13 protein-coding genes and 1 pseudogene are annotated in these 19,338 nt (G+C 38.8%); 13 read left to right on the forward strand and 1 reads right to left on the reverse strand.

Annotated elements, in window-relative coordinates:
• The first annotated feature begins 5 nt into the window (after positions 1–5).
• Genes cadA through IPJ83_09105 form a run of 13 tightly spaced genes read left to right on the forward strand, consistent with a single transcriptional unit; the run spans position 6 to position 18,047 of the window.
• The gene (gene cadA, locus IPJ83_09045) at positions 6–2,024 is read left to right on the forward strand and encodes a cadmium-translocating P-type ATPase (GenBank protein MBK7880682.1); all 2,019 of its coding nucleotides are present in this window, start codon (positions 6–8) and stop codon (positions 2,022–2,024) included.
• Positions 2,021–3,295, forward strand: a complete 1,275-nt coding sequence (locus IPJ83_09050) for an efflux RND transporter permease subunit (GenBank protein MBK7880683.1) — start codon at positions 2,021–2,023, stop codon at positions 3,293–3,295. The genes cadA and IPJ83_09050 overlap by 4 nt, the downstream gene beginning before the upstream one ends.
• Entirely contained in the window at positions 3,295–5,214 is a 1,920-nt protein-coding gene (locus tag IPJ83_09055) for an efflux RND transporter permease subunit (GenBank protein ID MBK7880684.1), read from the forward strand. Before IPJ83_09050 ends, IPJ83_09055 begins: the two co-directional genes overlap by 1 nt.
• Complete coding sequence (locus IPJ83_09060; protein MBK7880685.1) at positions 5,214–7,835, forward strand: cation-translocating P-type ATPase; 2,622 nt, start codon at positions 5,214–5,216, stop codon at positions 7,833–7,835. Before IPJ83_09055 ends, IPJ83_09060 begins: the two co-directional genes overlap by 1 nt.
• A complete protein-coding gene (locus IPJ83_09065; GenBank protein MBK7880686.1) occupies positions 7,825–8,703 on the forward strand; it encodes a restriction endonuclease in 879 nt (292 codons plus the stop codon). The genes IPJ83_09060 and IPJ83_09065 overlap by 11 nt, the downstream gene beginning before the upstream one ends.
• A complete protein-coding gene (locus IPJ83_09070) occupies positions 8,672–9,682 on the forward strand; it encodes an MgtC/SapB family protein (protein ID MBK7880687.1) in 1,011 nt (336 codons plus the stop codon). Before IPJ83_09065 ends, IPJ83_09070 begins: the two co-directional genes overlap by 32 nt.
• A gap of 30 nt (positions 9,683–9,712) precedes the next feature.
• On the forward strand, positions 9,713–10,462 hold the full coding sequence (locus IPJ83_09075) for a polyphosphate kinase (GenBank protein MBK7880688.1): 750 nt from the start codon (positions 9,713–9,715) through the stop codon (positions 10,460–10,462).
• Positions 10,463–10,511: 49 nt separating this feature from the next.
• Positions 10,512–11,876 carry an MBL fold metallo-hydrolase gene (locus tag IPJ83_09080; GenBank protein MBK7880689.1) on the forward strand — a complete coding sequence of 455 codons (1,365 nt, stop codon included), beginning with the start codon at positions 10,512–10,514 and terminating at the stop codon, positions 11,874–11,876.
• 12 nt (positions 11,877–11,888) lie between these two features.
• The gene (locus IPJ83_09085; GenBank protein ID MBK7880690.1) at positions 11,889–13,388 is read left to right on the forward strand and encodes a thymidine phosphorylase family protein; all 1,500 of its coding nucleotides are present in this window, start codon (positions 11,889–11,891) and stop codon (positions 13,386–13,388) included.
• Entirely contained in the window at positions 13,385–14,278 is an 894-nt protein-coding gene (locus tag IPJ83_09090) for a ribose-phosphate pyrophosphokinase (protein MBK7880691.1), read from the forward strand. Before IPJ83_09085 ends, IPJ83_09090 begins: the two co-directional genes overlap by 4 nt.
• A 26-nt stretch (positions 14,279–14,304) precedes the next feature.
• The gene (locus IPJ83_09095) at positions 14,305–15,558 is read left to right on the forward strand and encodes a TolC family protein (GenBank protein ID MBK7880692.1); all 1,254 of its coding nucleotides are present in this window, start codon (positions 14,305–14,307) and stop codon (positions 15,556–15,558) included.
• Positions 15,533–16,837, forward strand: a complete 1,305-nt coding sequence (locus IPJ83_09100; protein ID MBK7880693.1) for an efflux RND transporter periplasmic adaptor subunit — start codon at positions 15,533–15,535, stop codon at positions 16,835–16,837. Before IPJ83_09095 ends, IPJ83_09100 begins: the two co-directional genes overlap by 26 nt.
• Position 16,838: 1 nt before the next feature.
• Entirely contained in the window at positions 16,839–18,047 is a 1,209-nt protein-coding gene (locus IPJ83_09105; protein MBK7880694.1) for an efflux RND transporter periplasmic adaptor subunit, read from the forward strand.
• Between the two features lie 414 nt (positions 18,048–18,461).
• Here IPJ83_09105 and IPJ83_09110 read toward each other — a convergent pair.
• Positions 18,462–19,205, reverse strand: a pseudogene (locus tag IPJ83_09110) (transposase).
• Positions 19,206–19,338: the final 133 nt, after the last annotated feature.

Genomic DNA, 19,338 nt, shown 5'->3' on the forward strand with positions numbered 1-19,338 from the left:
GACAAATGGAACATACAGATCATTACATAGGGAAAAGCCAACCCCATGACAAACAAAGCAATCAAGTTAAAAGTGGCCATGACAAACATTTAGGACATAATGTATCTGATTTTTTGAGCCGGTTTATTGTTTGTTCCATAGTTTCTATTCCAGTGCTTGCCTTGTCGCACATGTTACAGGAGTGGATTGGATTTGAATTTGCTTTTGCAGGTGACAAGTTTGTGTTGGCAGTTCTCTCCACATTTATTTTTATTTATGGTGGTTTCCCTTTTCTGAAAGGGTTGTATGTCGAAGTAAAAGACAAAGCCATTGGTATGATGACACTAATTGGTGTTGCTATTTCTGTTGCATGGGTTTACAGTGTTGCTATCACTTTTGGTTTGCAGGGTTTGGACTTTTATTGGGAAATGGCAACTCTGATAGACATAATGCTCATTGGGCATTACTTTGAAATGAAATCGGTCATGGGTGTTTCCCGTTCGCTTGAATTGCTTGTAAAAATGATGCCTTCCACCGCACACCATTTAGTAAACGGACAAATACATGATATGCCTATCAGTCATTTGAAAGTGGATAATATGATACTGGTGAAGCCGGGCGAAAAAGTTCCAGTAGATGGAATTGTTACCGAAGGAGAAAGCTATGTTGATGAAAGTATGCTTACTGGTGAGAGCAAACCTGTAAAAAAAGAAAAGGAGAGCAAAGTGATTGGCGGGGCTATAAACAGCAATGGTTCACTTATTATAAAAGTTACAAGTACAGGAAAAGAAAGCTATCTAAACAAAGTAGTGAAATTGGTAGAAGATGCACAAAAAGTAAAATCCAAAACACAAAATTTTGCCGACCGTGCCGCAAGGGTTTTAACTTTTGTAGCTTTGGTTGGCGGACTCATCACACTGGTTGTTTGGCTTCTCTTGGGTTTCCCTTTTGTATTTGCATTGGAAAGGATGGTCACAGTTATGGTTATTTCTTGTCCTCATGCTCTGGGTTTAGCAGTTCCATTAGTTGTGGCAATTTCAACCTCGATTTCTGCACAAAAAGGATTACTCATTCGCAACAGAACAGCTTTTGAAAATGCGCGGCTGATTACTACCATCATTTTTGACAAGACTGGAACACTAACAAAAGGTTCACATGAATTACAGGAAACAAAAGTGCTGAACCCAAGATTTGATGATAAAGAATTACTGCGTTTGGCATCAGGCATTGAACAACATTCTGAGCATTATATCGCAGCAGGTTTGTTGAGAAAGATTAAAGAATTGAGCATTGTTATTCCAAAATCCGAAAATTTCAATTACCTGCCGGGTAAAGGGTTAGAGGGCATTGTGGAAGGAAAAGATATTAAAATAGTAGGTCCGAATTACCTGAAAGAACAAAACATCAAGATTGTTGAAACGATTGATGATTTTACAGGCACAGTTGTTTATATTATGATTGACAAAAATGTTGCGGGGTACTTTACTTTCTCAGATCAGATAAGAGAAAGTTCTTTTGAAGCTATTCAAATACTTAAAAAAGCAGGAATTAAAAATTTACTGCTTACAGGCGACAACGAAAAAGTAGCCAAGAAAGTAAGCGATGAATTAAACATGGACGGCTTCTTTGCCAATGTATTGCCACATGATAAATTAGAGAAAGTAAAATCACTTCAAGAGAAAGGTGAAAATGTTGCCATGACGGGTGATGGCGTAAATGATGCACCTGCCCTTGCACAAGCGGATGTTGGTATTGCTGTTGGTTCAGGCACAGACGTGGCAGCCGAAACAGCAGATATTATTTTGGTGAATTCTGACCCTAAAGATATTGCCAATTTGATTTTATTTGGCAAAGCCACCTATAATAAAATGATACAAAACCTTTGGTGGGCAGTTGGCTATAACATTATCGTAATTCCATTGGCAGCAGGTGTTTTGTATCAATGGGACATCATGCTAAGCCCGTCAATGGGGGCTGTGCTTATGAGTGTAAGCACTATTGTGGTTGCCATAAATGCACAACTTTTAAAAAGGAAATTGAAATGATTGAAAAAATAATTTCTTGGTCAACACACAACCGTTTCTTTGTATGGATTGGTATTTTGCTAATCGTAGTTGGTGGTTTGTATTCGGTGATAAACACTCCCGTTGATGCCATTCCCGACCTCTCAGAAAACCAGGTGATTGTTTATACCGAATGGATGGGGCGCAACCCGAAAATTATGGAAGACCAGATTACCTACCCCTTGGTTTCAAATTTGCAGGGCATCCCCAACATCAAAGCCATTCGTGCGGCATCCATGTTTGGCATGAGTTTCATCTTTGTCATATTTAATGATGATGCAGAAATTTATTGGGCAAGAACTCGCGTGTTAGAACGATTGAGCTTCGCTCAAAAAGCATTACCGCAAGGGGTAACTCCTTCACTTGGTCCCGATGGAACAGGTGTCGGGCACGTATTTTGGTATACACTACAAGGTGATGGTTACGATTTGGGAGAACTTCGAGCCGTGCAGGATTGGTATGTAAAATTTGCTTTGCAGAATGTAGAAGGAGTGAGTGAAGTTGCCTCTTTCGGTGGCTTTCAAAAACAATATCAGGTCAGCATCAATCCAAACAAACTGATTTACTACAACATATCGGCAATGGATGTAGCAAACGCCATAAAAGCAAATAATCGCGATGTAGGCGGTAGCATTTACGAAATGAACCGTATGGGTTACATGCTTCGCGGCTTGGGTTATATAAAGAATATTAAAGACATCGAAGAAATTTCTGTTGGCGCATACAAGTCAACGCCCATAAAACTGAAAGATGTGGCTGATGTGCAAATGAGCAGCGACATCCGTTTGGGTATTGTTGAAGAAAACGGAGAAGGCGAAGTGGTAGGTGGTGTGGTGGTTGCCCGATATGGTGAAAATGCCAAAGAAGTGATTGACCGTGTGAAAGAACGGTTAGGAGATGTAGAAAAAGGTTTACCCCCAGGTGTAAAAATTCAAGTTGCTTACGATCGCAGCGATTTGATTGAAGCTGCCATCGCCACGCTCAATGAAGCATTGATTGAAGAAATTATTGTCGTTTCCCTTGTGGTGTTATTGTTTCTCTTTCATTTGCGCAGTGCAGTAGTAGCTATCATCACCATTCCCTTATCGGTGCTTATTGGTTTTATGGTAGTAAAACTTTTTGGCATTTCACTCAACATTATGTCATTGGGTGGTATTGCATTAGCAATTGGTGATTTGGTAGATGCCGGAATTGTAATGACTGAAAACGCTTATAAAAGTTTGGTGAAGGCAGTTCTAAAAACAGACGAATAATGGAAAATCAAAGAATAGGAAATACAAAAGAACTCAACGAAGAAGAGCGCATCAAAATAATTGAACGCTCTTCACGCACCGTAGGAAGAGCCGTTTTCTTTTCCATACTGGTAACACTCATTTCATTCGCGCCTATCCTGTTTCTTGAAGGGCAGGAAAAGAAATTGTTTTCGCCATTGGTATGGACAAAAACCTTTACCATGATTGGTTCTGCCATAGTTGCCCTGTTTATTGTACCGATGTTGCTTCGTTCATTAATGAAAGGCAAACTCATTCCAGAAAGTAGAAATCCTGTTGCCAATTTCTTCATTAAAATTTACAGTCCTGTTTTGCGCTTGTGTCAGCGTTGGAAAAAAACAGTCATTGCCATTTCTGTTTTAATTGTACTAGGCAGCATTCCTTTTGTTCTGCGTTTGGGTTCAGAATTTATGCCTCCTTTAGATGAAGGTTCGCTGTTGTTTATGCCTGTTACATTGCCCGATGTTTCCAACAACGAAGCAAAACGAATTTTGCAGGTGCAGGACAAACTTATCATGTCCGTTCCCGAAGTGCAAAATGTTTTGGGCAAAGCAGGTCGCGCTTACACCGCTACTGACAACGCGCCCATGAGTATGATTGAAAGCATCATTTTGTTAAAACCAAAATCAGAATGGCGCGAAGGCATGACCACCGAAAAACTCATTACTGAATTAAACGAGAAAGTGCAAATTCCCGGTGTTACCAGTGGTTGGACCCAGCCCATCATAAACCGGATTAACATGCTTTCAACAGGGGTTCGCACAGACATCGGCATTAAAATTTACGGTCAGGAATTAGATACCATTTACAACATCGCAAGGCAAATTGAAAAGTCCTTGCAGGGTATTGAAGGGCTTGCAGATTTATATGTAGAGCAACTCACAGGCGGCAAATATCTTGATGTGAAAATTAAACGTGAAGAAATTGCCCGATACAATCTTTCTGTTGAAGAAGTAAACATGCTCATTGAAATGGCTTTGGGCGGAATGCCCGTTACCAACACTGTGGAAGGCAGACAGCGTTTCAGCGTGTCCATGCGTTTGGCGCAAGATTTCAGGAGTGATTTGGAAGAAATAAAACGAACGCCTCTTCAAACATCGGGCTACGGAGTTATCCCGCTTTCAGCGGTGGCTGATTTAGAAATTACTGAAGGTCCGCCAATGATTAGTTCCGAAAACGCCATGTTGAGAGGAACAGTTCTGTTTAATGTGCGCGGTAGAGATATGGGTAGCGTTGTTAGTGATGCTAAAAAGAAAATTGAAGCCGACTTTAAAAATTTACCCAAAGGTTATTTCATCAATTGGAGCGGACAATATGAAAGTAAAGTTCGTGCCGAAAAGCGTTTGAAAATTATCATTCCCATTACACTATTGATTATTGCTTTTGTTCTCTATTTCACTTTTCATTCGATTAAAGAAATGACAATTGTCCTTTCCAGTATTCCCATTGCGCTTATTGGTGGCGTGTATTCCATGTTTTTTTTTGAAGTGAATTTTTCTGTGGCTGTTGCAGTTGGGTTCATTGCATTATTTGGCATTGCAGTAGAAACAGGAGTTTTGATGATTGTTTATATGAATGAAGCTATACGCGATGTCATAGAAAAAAATGGCAGCGCAGAACTTTCACAGGAAGAAGTGCAGGCAGCCGTTTTTTCAGGGGCGGTAATGCGTGTCCGTCCAAAATTGATGACTGTAATGGCAGATATGATTGGACTGATGCCCATTCTCTTTGCGTCAGGCGTGGGCAGCGATGTTATGAAGCCCATCACCATTCCTTTCGTATTTGGGCTGATTACCTCCACTCTTTTTGTGTTAATTGTATTGCCTGTGGTATATCAGCTAGTGAAAGAATATGAATTGAAAAAGCATGGCAAAGTGGACAGTCTTGAAATAGAAGAATAATGAAAACAATAAGCAACTATACAATTCCTATCATGAAACTTATCACCGAATTTGGGAGTGATAAAGAAAAGGGATTGAGTTTAGTTGAAGCAACAAATCGGATTGAAAAATTCGGAAGCAATATAATTCAATCAGATAAAGGAAAACATCCTTTGAAATTAGTTCTGTCGCAGATTAATAACCTCTTGGTATATCTACTGTTGTTTGCAGCAGGAATGTCGTTTTGGTTTCAGGAGTATTTGGATGCTACTGCAATTCTACTTGTTATATTCCTTAATGTGAGCATTGGCTTTTGGATGGAGTTACAGGCAGAACGCTCCATGAATGCGCTGAAAAAAATGGCAAGTGTTCCGGCAAAAGTGTTCAGAGATGGTAAGTTATCTGAAATACCTTCCGAAGAATTAGTTCCGGGCGATATTCTGTTTGTAGAAGCAGGCGATATGATTACCTCAGACGCAAGAATTGTTTCTGCTACACAACTTTCCGTAAATGAATCATCGCTTACAGGCGAAGCTATGCCTGTTGAAAAAATTCCATCCGAGCTTTCTGGCAATGTTCCACTTGCTGACCGAACTAATATGTTGCACAAAGGAACTTTCGTAACTAACGGAAACTCCACTGCCCTTGTGGTAGCAACAGGAATGCAAACTGAATTAGGAAAAATTGCACATCTCGTTCAGAGTGCTGAGCAATCAGCCACACCACTTGAAAAGAAATTGCAGGTTTTCAGCCGCAAACTCATTTACTTAACGGTTGTCTTGGTAGTGCTGATTTTCATTGTTGGCATGTTCACACATGGGAATTATATTGAATTGCTAGAAACGTCCATTGCTCTTGCAGTAGCCGCCATACCCGAAGGGCTTCCTATTGTAGCGACCCTTGCACTGGCACAAGGCATGTTGAAGATGGCAAGGCATAATGTGATAGTTAAAAAACTTTCTGCAGTAGAAACTTTAGGGGGCACTACAGTAATTTGCACCGATAAAACAGGAACGCTTACTCAAAATAAAATTGAGGTTACAGATGTAATCACAGCAGACGATAACGCTGAAAACAATAAGCAGATAATGCAACAAATCGCTGTTTTATGCAACACCGCATACATTCAGATTTTAGAAAACGACATAAAAGAAATTGGCGACCCTTTGGAAACGGGTTTATTGAAATATGCACTTAAGAACGGAAGTAACATAGAACTAATACGGCAGCAGTTTCCGAAAATAAATGAGGTCCCGTTTTCATCGGAAACAAAAATGATGGCAACGCTACATAGTAGGCAAAACGATTTTACTGTTTATGCCAAAGGCGCAGCAGAAGAAATATTCAAACAGTGCAGCCACATTCTTATAGGTTCTGAAATTCAACCATGGAATGATGAAACAAGAAAGCAATGGAAAGAAAAATCGGAGCAATTAGCAGTATCTGGGTTACGGGTAATAGCCGGAGCATTTCGAGAAAATTCTCAAAATGATGCTTTTTTTACAAGCGATTTGACTTTTGCAGGGCTTTATGGTATGATGGATCCGCCTGCGGAAGATGTTTTGGATGCCATCAATGAATGTAAAGAGGCAGGAATTAAAGTAGTGATGATTACAGGCGACCACCCCTCCACTGCCAATTATATAGCCCGTCAGTTAGGTATTACAGAAAACGACAACCCAATTGTCGGAAAAGAAATGAACCCTTTTTCACAACTCAGCGAAAATGAAAAACAGAAGTGGATCAACACTTCTGTTTTCGCTAGAGTTACGCCCACGCAAAAGCTCGATTTGGTTACCGTGTTGCAGGAGAAAGGAAATATCGTAGGTATGACTGGCGATGGCGTAAACGATGCTCCAGCTTTAAAAAAAGCGGACATCGGCATAGCAATGGGAAAGCGTGGAACACAGGTGGCGCAGGAAGTGTCAGACATGGTATTGAAAGACGATAAGTTTTCGTCAATTGTTCATGCAATTAAGCAAGGTCGCGTCATTTTTAATAACATTCAGGAGTTCGTTATTTACTTGCTTTCCTGCAACATGAGCGAGTTGTTTGTAGTGTCTTTGGCCGCTTTATCCAACCTGCACTTTCAATTAGTCCCTTTGCAAATTCTTTTCATCAATCTGGTAACCGATGTATTGCCAGCTCTTGCTTTAGGGGTAAGTAAAGGCAATTCATTTGTGATGAAACACAAACCCCGCAATCCGGCTGAACCGCTTTTGAAAACGAAACAATGGTATGCAGTTTGGCTCTATGCGGCAATAATTTCTATATGCACATTGGGGGCGGTCTTCATAAGTCATTTTGTTCTGCATACCGGAGAACGATTTGACCCGAAACTGTGCAACAACATTTTGTTCTTCACGCTCATTTTTTGCCAGTTGTTCCATGTGTTTAATATGGCATCGGTTAAAACATCCTTTACACATTCCGAAGTGTTCCGCAATAAGTATGTGTGGTATGCACTGCTATTAAGCGTAATAATAGTGATTGCTGTCTTTTTCATTCCTTCGGCTCTTGAAGCATTGGTAGTTCAGCCCCTTAAAGTGGAAGACTGGTTGGTTGTCGTTGCTTCTGCTGCCCTTTCGCTCTTGGTTATTCAATTTTTAAAACGTACAAACCTTATTCACGATGAAGATTAACGCTGAAAATATAAACATTACCAAGGCATCGGGCGAGAAAGTACCTTTCAATATAGGGAAATTGAAGCAATCCCTTTTGCATTCAGGTGCAAGTTCCAACCAGGCAAATGAAATTTCTAATGAAGTAATTGAAATGCTTGTAGAAGGCATGTCCACTCGCAAGATTTACAAAACAGCATTTCGTTTACTAAGAAATGTTTCCCGCCCGATAGCTGCAAAATATAAATTGAAGCATGCAATTATGGAATTGGGACCGTCCGGCTTTCCATTTGAACTATTTATTGCAGAAATTTTAAAACAAAGAGGATACAAAACGCAAGTGGGAGTGGTTGTAAAAGGACACTGTGTAACCCACGAAATTGATGTAATTGCCGAAAGGGACAATCACCATTTTATGATTGAGTGCAAATTTCACAATCGGCAGGGTTACTCGTCCGATGTTAAAATCCCACTCTATATTCAGTCACGCTTTTTAGATGTGGAAAGACAATGGAAACAGTTAGATGGTCATGCCGAAAAATTTCATCAGGGCTGGGTAGTCACTAATTCGCGTTTTTCAGACGATGCCACTCAATACGGCAGATGTATGAATATGAACCTTATTAGTTGGGATTACCCTAAGCACAATGGCTTAAAAGACTGGATTGATGGATCAGGTTTACATCCTGTAACTTGCCTGACTACACTGTCCCAAAAAGAAAAACAACAACTGTTAGACAAAAAAATAGTGTTGTGTAAGACCATGCACAACAATCACAGTGTATTGCAGAGCATAGGTGTAAAACCACCTCGCCTTCAAAAAGTAATGGAAGAATGCTCGGCTTTATGCGAAATATATGTTCAAACTAACCATCAGCACGATAAATAAGATGCACGATATTTTTAACAACTTACTTTCCCCATTCTTACTAAGTCTATTGGTATCAGTTGGTGTAGGTGTAATTATTGAGCTTGAACGCGAGTTTGATACTTTATCTGGCAACGAACATTTTGCAGGTTTAAGAACATTTGTTTTGGTGGGAATTCTTTGTTGCGTTATAACATATTTGACGACCGAGTTTGATTATAATATTTTATTGGTTACTGTTCCTTCCATTTTCTTTCTGATAAGTGCATTTCACTTTTCTAAATTCAAAAGGGAGCATTTAGGTCTTGTAACCGAATTTTCTCTTGTCTTAGTGTTTTTTTTGGGAGTCCTTTCCGGTTCGCATTTATTTAAGGAAACACTCTCTGTTGTTGTTGTTGTTGTTGTTGTTGTTTCCTCATTACTGACTTTTATAGCTAAACGCCGATCAACCGTAAAGCAAATTACACAAGAAGAATTGTGCGCTTTCATTCGGTTTGAAATCATATCATTTCTCTTTCTGACATATTTACCTAATGAAAATTTCGGTCCGTCAGAACTGATAAATCCACAAAGCATAGGTATTGTTATAGTCATTGTGTCTTCACTAAGTTTTGTTGGTTATTTTATCATAAAATTCATTGGCGCAGATAGGGTTATTCTATTTACCGCATTTTTCGGTGGAACATTTTCGAGTACAGCAGTTACCTGGATTTTTAGCACCAAAAGCATGGAGAATACAAGCCAATCGTTGTATTATGCAAAAGGAATACTTGTTGCTTGTGCTGTAATGTTTGTAAAAGTATCACTTTTAGCCGCTTCATTTAATATACAAATGTTTAAGTGGCTTCTAATATCTTGGTTATTGATGACAATAAGTGCAGTAAGTTACACTTACTTTAATATAAAAAAGAAAACATCTAAATCTGACATTGTAAACGAAAGCATTCAATTAGGAAATCCACTCGAACTGATAAACGCTTCATTATTCGGGCTTCAATAAATTGTTGTATCAATATCCGAAATCAAAAACATGAAAAATTTGAAGATTAGCGAAATTAAAACCTCCTCCCCGAAAGAGGTGAAAAAGAAAAAAACAAAAAGTGAGTTTCTGAACTTACAACGGGATATTTATTCCCTACAACATATGTTTTATGCAGCTCATTCCAAAAGTCTGTTAATTATATTTCAAGGTATTGATACGTCAGGAAAAGATGGTGTAATACGCAAGGTTTTTAATTGCGTTAATCCCTTGGGTGTTCATGCTAGCTCATTTATAGCACCATGCGACAAGGAGCGTGAACATGATTATATGTGGCGTATTTACCAAAAACTGCCTGAAAATGGAATGATACATATTTTCAATCGCTCATATTATGAAGATATTATTGTTCCAACCATCCAGAAATCGTTGTCAAAAAGTAAAATAGATAAGCGATACGACTTTATCAATGCTTTTGAAGAGCACCTTATAGAAAACGGCACAGAAATAATCAAATTTTATCTGCACATCAGCCCCGAAGAACAAAAAAGTAGGATAGTAGAACGGCTAAAGGACCCTCTTAAAAAATGGAAATATTCAGAAGAGGATAAAAAGTCATCAGAAAAATGGAATGATTATACGGCAGTATATGAAAGCATCATAAAACGATGCAATCAAGTCCCCTGGGTAATAATACCTTCTGACGACAAATGGTATAGAGACTATTTGGTTGCATCAGTAATAAAGGAAAAGTTGAAATCCATGCACTTAAAGTTTCCAGGACAAATTATTGTATCGTAAATGATAAAGTCAAAGAAATAAAATAATTAAGATAAATTAATCAAATTTTATGAGCATTATCAAAATCCAATTCTTAGGCGCTTCAGGGACGGTAACTGGTTCAAAATTCCTTATTACAGCATTCAGTAAAAAAATACTGATCGACTGCGGTTTGTTTCAGGGTTTAAAAGAGCTCCGGCAACTCAATTGGCAGCCATTGGCTGTTTCAGCAAAGACTATTGATATAGTCTTATTAACACACGCCCACTTAGACCATACAGGTTACCTTCCATTATTAGTGAAACATGGTTTTGAGGGAACAATCAACGGAACCTCCCCAACTATACAGATTGCTGAAATAATTTTAAAAGACAGCGCAAAAATTCAGGAAGAAGATGCCATAAGAGCTAACAAATTCCGCTACTCAAAGCACAAACCCGCTTTGCCGCTTTATGGCTTGCCGGAAGTGGAAAATACTTTACCGCTTTTTCAAAAGCAACTACTCAATGAATGGATAGACATTAACGAGCATATCCGATACCGCTTTCGATATAACGGACATATCATTGGTGCTACATTTATTGAATTGCAAGTTGGTGATAAAACATTGGTCTTTAGCGGTGATATTGGCAGAGAAATAGACCCTCTTTTATATCCCCCCGAAAAACCTGAGAAAGCAGACATTCTATTTATTGAAGCTACGTATGGCAATCGCCTTCATCCTGCAGAACCTGCCAGCAACAGCTTGGAAAAACTCATCAATTGTTGCGTAGCAAGAAGCGGAACTATCATCATACCGAGTTTTGCGGTAGAGAGGACTCAATTGCTCATGTATCTTTTCTGGCAGTTAAAAAAGACCCATAAAATTCCCGACATCCCTGTTTATATGGATAGCCCTATGGGAAGAAATGTGTTAGAGGTATTTCATCATGATACCGAATGGCATAAACTATCCACTGATGAATGTTCAGAAATGTGCAATACCATCAGGCGGATTAAAAGTGTAGATGAAACTTATGATCTTGCAGAAGACAAAACACCTAAGATAATTATAGCAGGTAGCGGAATGGCGGCTGGGGGCAGAGTGCTTACTTATTTTGAAAAATACTTAGGTGATGAAAATGCAACCATCCTGTTGGTAGGTTTTCAGGCGGAAGGAACAAGAGGAAGGGCATTGCTGGAAGGAGCAAAAGAAATCAAAATGAGAGGTAAATTTTATTCTGTTAAAGCACACATTGAAAATATTGAAGGCTTGTCTGGTCATGCAGACCAAAATGGATTGATTGACTGGATGAGCAAACTGAAATCCAAGCCCGATAGAATATTCATTGTCCATAGTGAGGCGGATGGGGCAAAAGGATTACAGGAAAAAGTAAAAGAAATCTTTGGGTGGATTGCTAATATTCCCCAATTGAACGAAACCATACAAATTTAATCGGTTGAAAGTATGCATAATCATAAGGCACTAACGATAAAAAAACTTGGTATAGACACCTACAGGGAAAACATCATCTATATGCGTTCGGACTGCAATGTATGTCTTTCAGAAGGATTTACAGCCCTTACACGAGTTGTAGTGCATTTTGGCAATGAGAGTATCATTGCTACACTTAATGTTGTTTACAATGAACTGTTGAAACATGGAGAAGCCGGACTTTCAATAGTGGCTGCACAGAGATTAGGCGTAAGTGATGGGGATTCTATTATGGTATCTCACTTGCAACCCATCGCATCTATGGGATTGGTAAGGTCAAAAATGTATGGAAACGAATTAAACGAGGCTGAACTGAACCAAATTATTTACGATATTTCAACAGGACAATATTCCAACATAGAACTCGCCGCATTTATTACTGCTACGTCTGGCAATCATCTTTCCTTAAATGAAATAAAAGGTCTTACCAGTGCAATGGTTCGTTCCGGTAAAAATTTAGAATGGAACAATCAACTCATTTTTGATAAGCATTGCATTGGCGGTTTGCCGGGTAACCGGACAACTCCTATTGTAATAAGCATTGTTGCAGCAGCAGGTCTGACTATTCCTAAAACTTCTTCCCGTGCCATTACATCCCCGGCAGGAACGGCAGATACAATGGAAGTGATGACCAACGTAGAACTTTCAATTGATCAAATGAAAGAAGTAGTAAGCAAGGAAAACGGATGTTTGGTTTGGGGTGGTTCGGTTAGTCTAAGTCCTGCTGACGATGTTCTTATTTCTGTTGAAAAAGCACTGGATATTGACAGCGAAGGGCAGATGATTGCTTCAGTTCTTTCAAAGAAAAAAGCGGCTGGTGCTACACATGTGGTTATTGACATTCCGGTGGGTTCAACTGCAAAAGTCAGAACAAAAGAAAATGCCTACAAATTAATATCATACTTTGAAGACGTGGCTGATGTCATAGGTCTTCATGTAAAATGCGTGATTACTAATGGTTCACAACCAGTTGGCAAGGGAATTGGCCCGGCATTAGAGGCTATGGATGTGTTAAGCGTTCTGCGAAATGAAAACAATGCACCAGAAGATTTAAAACAAAGAGCTTTACTACTTGCGGGGGAGCTATTAGAATTATCTGAAAATGTTGAAAAAGGTAAAGGCATTAGCAAAGCAATAAAAATACTGGAAAATGGAAGTGCCTATAAAAAATTGATTTCCATTTGTGAAGCACAAGGGCGTTTTACCGAGCCTGAATTTGCTGCATTCAGTTTGGATGTTTTAGCAGTACAAAGCGGGATTGTCAATGAAATTGATTGCAGAAAATTAGCAAAAATAGCTAAGCTGTCAGGTGCTCCAAAATCGCATAAAGCAGGTATTTTGTTTCATTCTCATTTAGGTAAGCAGATTAATAATGGGGATGTTCTGTTCACCATATATGCAGAAGCTCAGGGAGAATTAAACTATGCCCTGAACTATTATAAAACTCAAAACAATATTATACGGATAAAATGAAAAAACACGAAATAATACTATTTGCGTTGCCGGGGAATGAATCCATGGTTGACACAATGGCAAAGCGATATAATGTCAGTAAAGGCGAAGCAACTATTCGCAATTTCCCGGATGGTGAAACTTATATCCGCATTCATTCAGATGTGAAGGGAAAAAAGGTTGTCATGGTTTGCACTTTAGACCACCCAGATACAAAACTCTTGCCCTTATACTTTCTATCTAATACTGCTATGGAGCTTGGGGCTAAATGCACTTGCCTTATTGCTCCCTATCTGGCATATATGCGACAGGATAAGCAATTTCATTCAGGAGAGGGAATTACTTCAAAATACTTTGCTTCGTTCATTTCAAACTTTGCAGAAACTATCACCACAGTTGACCCGCACTTGCACAGGTATAGCACTTTATCTGAAATATATTCGGTTCCTGCTACTGTAGTTCAGGCAGCAAATCAAATATCAGAATGGATAAAGAACAATATTCAAAATCCGTTATTGATTGGCCCTGACAGTGAAAGCGAGCAGTGGGTTTCTGAGGTAGCCAATAATGCACATGCCGCTTATATCATATTAGAAAAAGTTAGGCATGGTGACAAAAACGTGAAGGTTTCAATTCCTCAAATAGACCAATATATGAATCATAAACCCGTTTTGGTGGATGATATTATTTCCACTGCCCGAACAATGATTGAGACGGTTCGTCATCTGAAAAATGCTGGAATGAACGCACCTGTTTGCATTGGTATTCATGCCATATTTGCAGGCAATGCCTACCGGGACTTATTAAATGCCGGAGCTGAAATGGTGATTACATCCAACACCATTTCACATGAGAGTAACAGAATTGATATAAGTGAATTATTCAAATCAGTGTTCAATGACGAAAAGTGAAATTCGATGAATTCAAAATTAAGTAAATGAAAAAATTAATAATGATTATACCCCTGCTGTGTCTTCATACGGTACATTTAAAGGCGCAGGACACCACCCACATTTCATTGGAAAAACTGTTGCAGCGGGTGGAAACCAATTACCCGTCCATTATTCAGTATCAATACAGCATGCAGTCTATTCAGGCAAGGGCAGACGGCGCAAATTCATGGATGCCGCCCACTTTTTCTACTGGAATCATGCGCTTCCCTTACGACTTTTCCATGCTCAAAGAAAAAAACGACCCAATGAACCAGGCGGGAGTTGCTCTTTCCATTGAACAAATGATCCCCAACAAAAGCAAGCTGAAGGCTAAGAAAAGTTATATCAACTCGCTGACTGAAATCGAAAAATCAAAAAGCGAATGGACAAAAAACGAACTGAGGCGTGAAGCAAAAATCTTGTATTACAACCGCTATATAACCGAGAAAAAACAAATCATTCTGAAAGAAAGCGAAGAAATTCTCCAATTGCTCATTTCAGCAACAGAAGCCAAATTCAGTAGCAACCAGTCCCAACTGCAAACCATTTACAAAGCCAAAGCCCGTTTGGCAGAACTAAATAATATGCTGCTAATGCTTGAAGGAGCAATTGCTGAAAGCAACATCGGTTTAAACATTCTCTTGGTGCGAGATGTGAACACAATCTTTAAGATTGATACGCTCATAGTACCGATTAATTATTCATTCACCTTTGTCGACACAACAAATGTTTTAAACCGTAGCGACATTACTGCACTCAACAATTACATTCATTCAATGAAGTTGGAACAGAAAATTATGAAAATTGGTGTGCGCCCCGACTTTGGTGTTCGTGCCGAACACATGCAGATGTTCGGTATGCCAAATCAATGGTCGGTCATGGGTATGATGACATTTCCCATGGTGCCTTGGGCTTCAAAAATGTATCGCTCCGAGACAAAATCCATCGGCTTTCAAATTCAATCAATGGAACAGGAAAAGCAAACCATGCAACTAATGGCAAAAAAAATGTCGGCCGAAAAAAATACCATGCTCAATTACGAAAGCGCCCAGTATCAGAGTTTCATCAAAAATATCATTCCAGCTTACGAAAACAACCTGCAAGCCAATTTACTTGCCTTCAAGCAAAACACAGGCGATTTTTTTGTGTTGTTGGATGCGTGGGAAATGTTGTTGATGAAAAAATTAGAATCGTATGACAAGTTGTTAAACATCTTAAAATTAGAAGCTGAATATGAATACGAGATGGAAATTAAATAGTGAACTAAACGTCATCCTCTTTTTGCTTCTGGTGTCAGTTTTTTTATCGTGCAAAAAAGAACACAGCGAACAGGGGCATGAAAATCATATTCAGGATGAAGGCGATTACATCTGCTCTATGCGTTGCGAAGGCGAAAAAACCTATCCGCAGCCCGGCAAATGCCCCGTTTGCAAAATGACATTGGAGCTAGTGGCGGAAGAATTAGTGCAAACGGTTTCACCCAACAAACAGGTATTATCCCGTCAGGCAACCGTTAAACTGCAAACTGCAAATGAGTCGCAATTTATAAAAGCACAAGGTTTTATTGATTATGACCGCAACCGAAATCAAGATGTATCAGCACGGTTTGGTGGAAGAATTGAAAAACTTTTTGTGAAATATAACTTGCAGTTCGTGAATCAAGGCGACAAAATTTTGGAACTCTACAGCCCTGAACTAAACACCATTCAGGAGCATCATTTGTTTCTACTGAAAACCGAAATAGGAAAATCGCTTATTGAACAATCGCGTAAAAAATTAGAGCTGTTGGGAATTACCGAACAACAAATTTCTCAGTTGGAAAATAAAGGTACATTTGCACAATCCATTTCTGTTTACAGCCCAACAAGTGGCTACATTCTATTTAATTCCGAATCGCAATCCAATACAGGTACAGAAGCAAAGCAGCAAACATCTATGAATAACATGGGCATGAAGGCAAATACTTCTGTTACACAAACATCGGGTTCGGCAGGTGTGCAAATCAGAGAAGGCATGTATATCAATAAGGGAGAAACACTTTTCAGTATAAACAATTTACAAACCGTTTGGGCAATCATATCAATTCCCTCTGAATTTCATTCATCTGTTCAACCAAACATACTAATCAATGTCGTATCAGAATTATTTTCCAATAAAAATTTCAAGGGAAAAATATTACTAACGGAAAAAACATTTGAAGAAAAACAACAACGCTTCGTCAGGGTAAGAATTGAATTGCCCAATCCGAAAGCTGCTTTGAAAATAAATTCACTCGTTCAGGCCGAATTTCCACTTGAAATAAAAACGGGTTTACAAATCCCAACATCAGCAGTTTATCGCACAGGCTTAAATGCCTTTGTTTGGGTAAAAACAGGAACTACTAAAAAGGGAACAGGAATTTTTGAATTGCGAAAAGTTACCACAGGCGCAGTAAGCAACGCAACTATCACCATAGTAAACGGTCTTACCCCTAATGAAGAAATTGCTTTACACGCAGGAACATTAACCGACAGCGAAACATTTTTAAACAGAAACTGACATGATTCAAAAAATATTTTACCTTTCAATAGCTATTCTTCTCGTATTGGCAGCTTGCAAAAGCAAAAATGGTCAACACGCAGGGCATGATAGTGGAACATACTATACATGCCCCATGCACCCAACCGTAAAAAGCAACAGCACGGGTTCTTGCCCAGTGTGTAATATGTCTTTAATCAAAGTGGAAAAACAACACAGGGAACACACAAAACAAGAAGGCAATTTTATCACTATTGAAAAACGACAACAGCAATTAGCAGGTATAAAAACCGACACGGTAAAATTTCAAACCATTGTTACCGCTTCAACCATTTTAGGAACAGTTGCCATTGACGAAGAACAGGTAACAACCATTAGCAGCCGAGTCAAAGGCAGAATAGACAAACTCTACATCAAAACATCAGGAGAATACATCAGAAAAGGAAATCCCGTTTACGCCATTTACAGCGAACAACTATTTGCAGATGAAAATGAATTTCTCACACTTTCTGAAAAACGAAAGAGCAACACTACTGAAATTAAATTGTTGGAAGATATGCTTTCAGCATCCAAAAACAAATTACAGCTATGGGGGCTTTCAGAAAAACAAATTGATGAATTAGGAAAAAATAAATCCGCTTCACCTCAAATTATCTTTTATGCACAAACCGAAGGTTATGTTACCGAAATTCTTGTAAAAGAAGGGGCGTATGTAGAAGCTGGAACTCTGCTTACCAAATTAACCGAATTAAATCAGGTTTGGATTGATGCCCAGGTTTACTCCAATGAAATACAAAAAATAAACGGTAGTAGTTCCTTTCTGGTTTTTTCCGAAACCTATCACGATGAAGTTTACACAGGTCGGCTTGTGTTCAGCAATCCAAGTGTGGAAGATGGTCGCAAAGTGCAATTGTTGCGCCTTAGAATTGATAACGCAAAAAGCAAACTCATTCCGGGCATGATGGTTTATGTAAGTCCAAAACAAAATTCAAAACCTGTTTTAGCCGTTCCGAAATCAGCCGTATTGTTGGAGAAAATGAAAACCGTTTGGGTATTGTCACACGACAACACATTTGAACAACGCATGGTTAAAACAGGCACAGAAAATAAATTTTGGATTGAAATTGTATCTGGCTTAAAAGAAGGTGAAATAGTGGTTACGGAAGGCGCATACTTAATCAGCAGTGAATTTATCCTTAAAGGTGCAATAGGACAAAGGCATGTGCATTAACTAAAATACTTTTACCTATTTCGCAAAAGATTGGCTGTTTTGGATAAAAACACTAAGGCGATTAAAAAGTAGTCAGATAATATTTGACGAATTTTATACACTCTGGATTTAGTGGTTCACTTTATTTCGGATTATGCACTTAGGCACCTGGCATTACTTTTTTTTAAGAAAATGGAGTAATAGACATTTTTCAGGATAAAAAATAGATGTTGGTCTCTAATAGACAAATTTCAGGCTGTTTATTTTTGGCAATTTAAGGTTCGCATGGTTTTATGCGTTTTCTTTGCAAAACTTATTTAAACGGAAGCGTGCTCTGCTGGAGAGCAACATGCCAGTGATAAAGTAAGTGACCGACAAAAATGTCAAGCAATGGGTTGTGTTTAGTGCGCAGCCCATTGATATTTTTAGAGGTCGTCATACCTTTAAAAACTCATTAATAAACTTACGTTTGCGATTTTCAGAGAGCCCATTGTGATTGCATAGTTTGTTTTTTAACTCAGCAAAATGTCCGTCAATTGAGTTTGTTGTATTAGGTATACCAATTTCAATTTTGTCATACCATGTAAAAAGCCAAGGAAGATTATTTTTCAAGCTTCGTGCTGCGCTGCGCAGTCTTTTATGGGTATAAAATGTTTTGCCTGTAGCGGAGTTTGTGCTGCGCTCATCTAAGAACCATTGCCATTTATCAAACCACATTTGTAATGCACCCATGAATGATTCTTTGTCTGTTTGCTTCATTAAATCTGCCACTTCCATAAGCTCTCGTACAGATTGTAACTTTGGCCTTTTTGTCTAGTATCTGCGTAAGTTAGCTGCTTGATGAAATTGACACATTTGTACTGGTATTTCATGGAAAGATTGTGTCAACCCTTTACGCCCATCACAAACAATCGCTAGTATCGCAAATCCCTTATCTTTAAGTTCATTTATTCCCTGCTGATATACTGCATTGGTTTCATACTTCACATAGTACTTGAGCAAATTTTGTCCACTAATGGAATCCTTAAAGAGCATTACTCCAAAGCCTTTCCCCCAATAGGTCGTATCCATTAAAACTATGACTTCTCTAGCCTTAGGAGCTGTAAATGAAACCACGTATGCATCAAGCTTGCGCTGAATCGTACGTATCGAACATCCATATTTGGCAGCTAACTGGATATAATTCTGTTTTCCCTCAACAAATTCTTACCACAATCGTGAGCTTTCTAAACGAACTCCTCCCAAGAAGTACTTTCGGCAGGTATAACATTTATACTGTTGCTTACCATTTTTAAACCCATTTTTCCTGACA

The organism is Candidatus Vicinibacter proximus (assembly GCA_016713905.1).
Classification (GTDB): domain Bacteria; phylum Bacteroidota; class Bacteroidia; order Chitinophagales; family Saprospiraceae; genus Vicinibacter; species Vicinibacter proximus.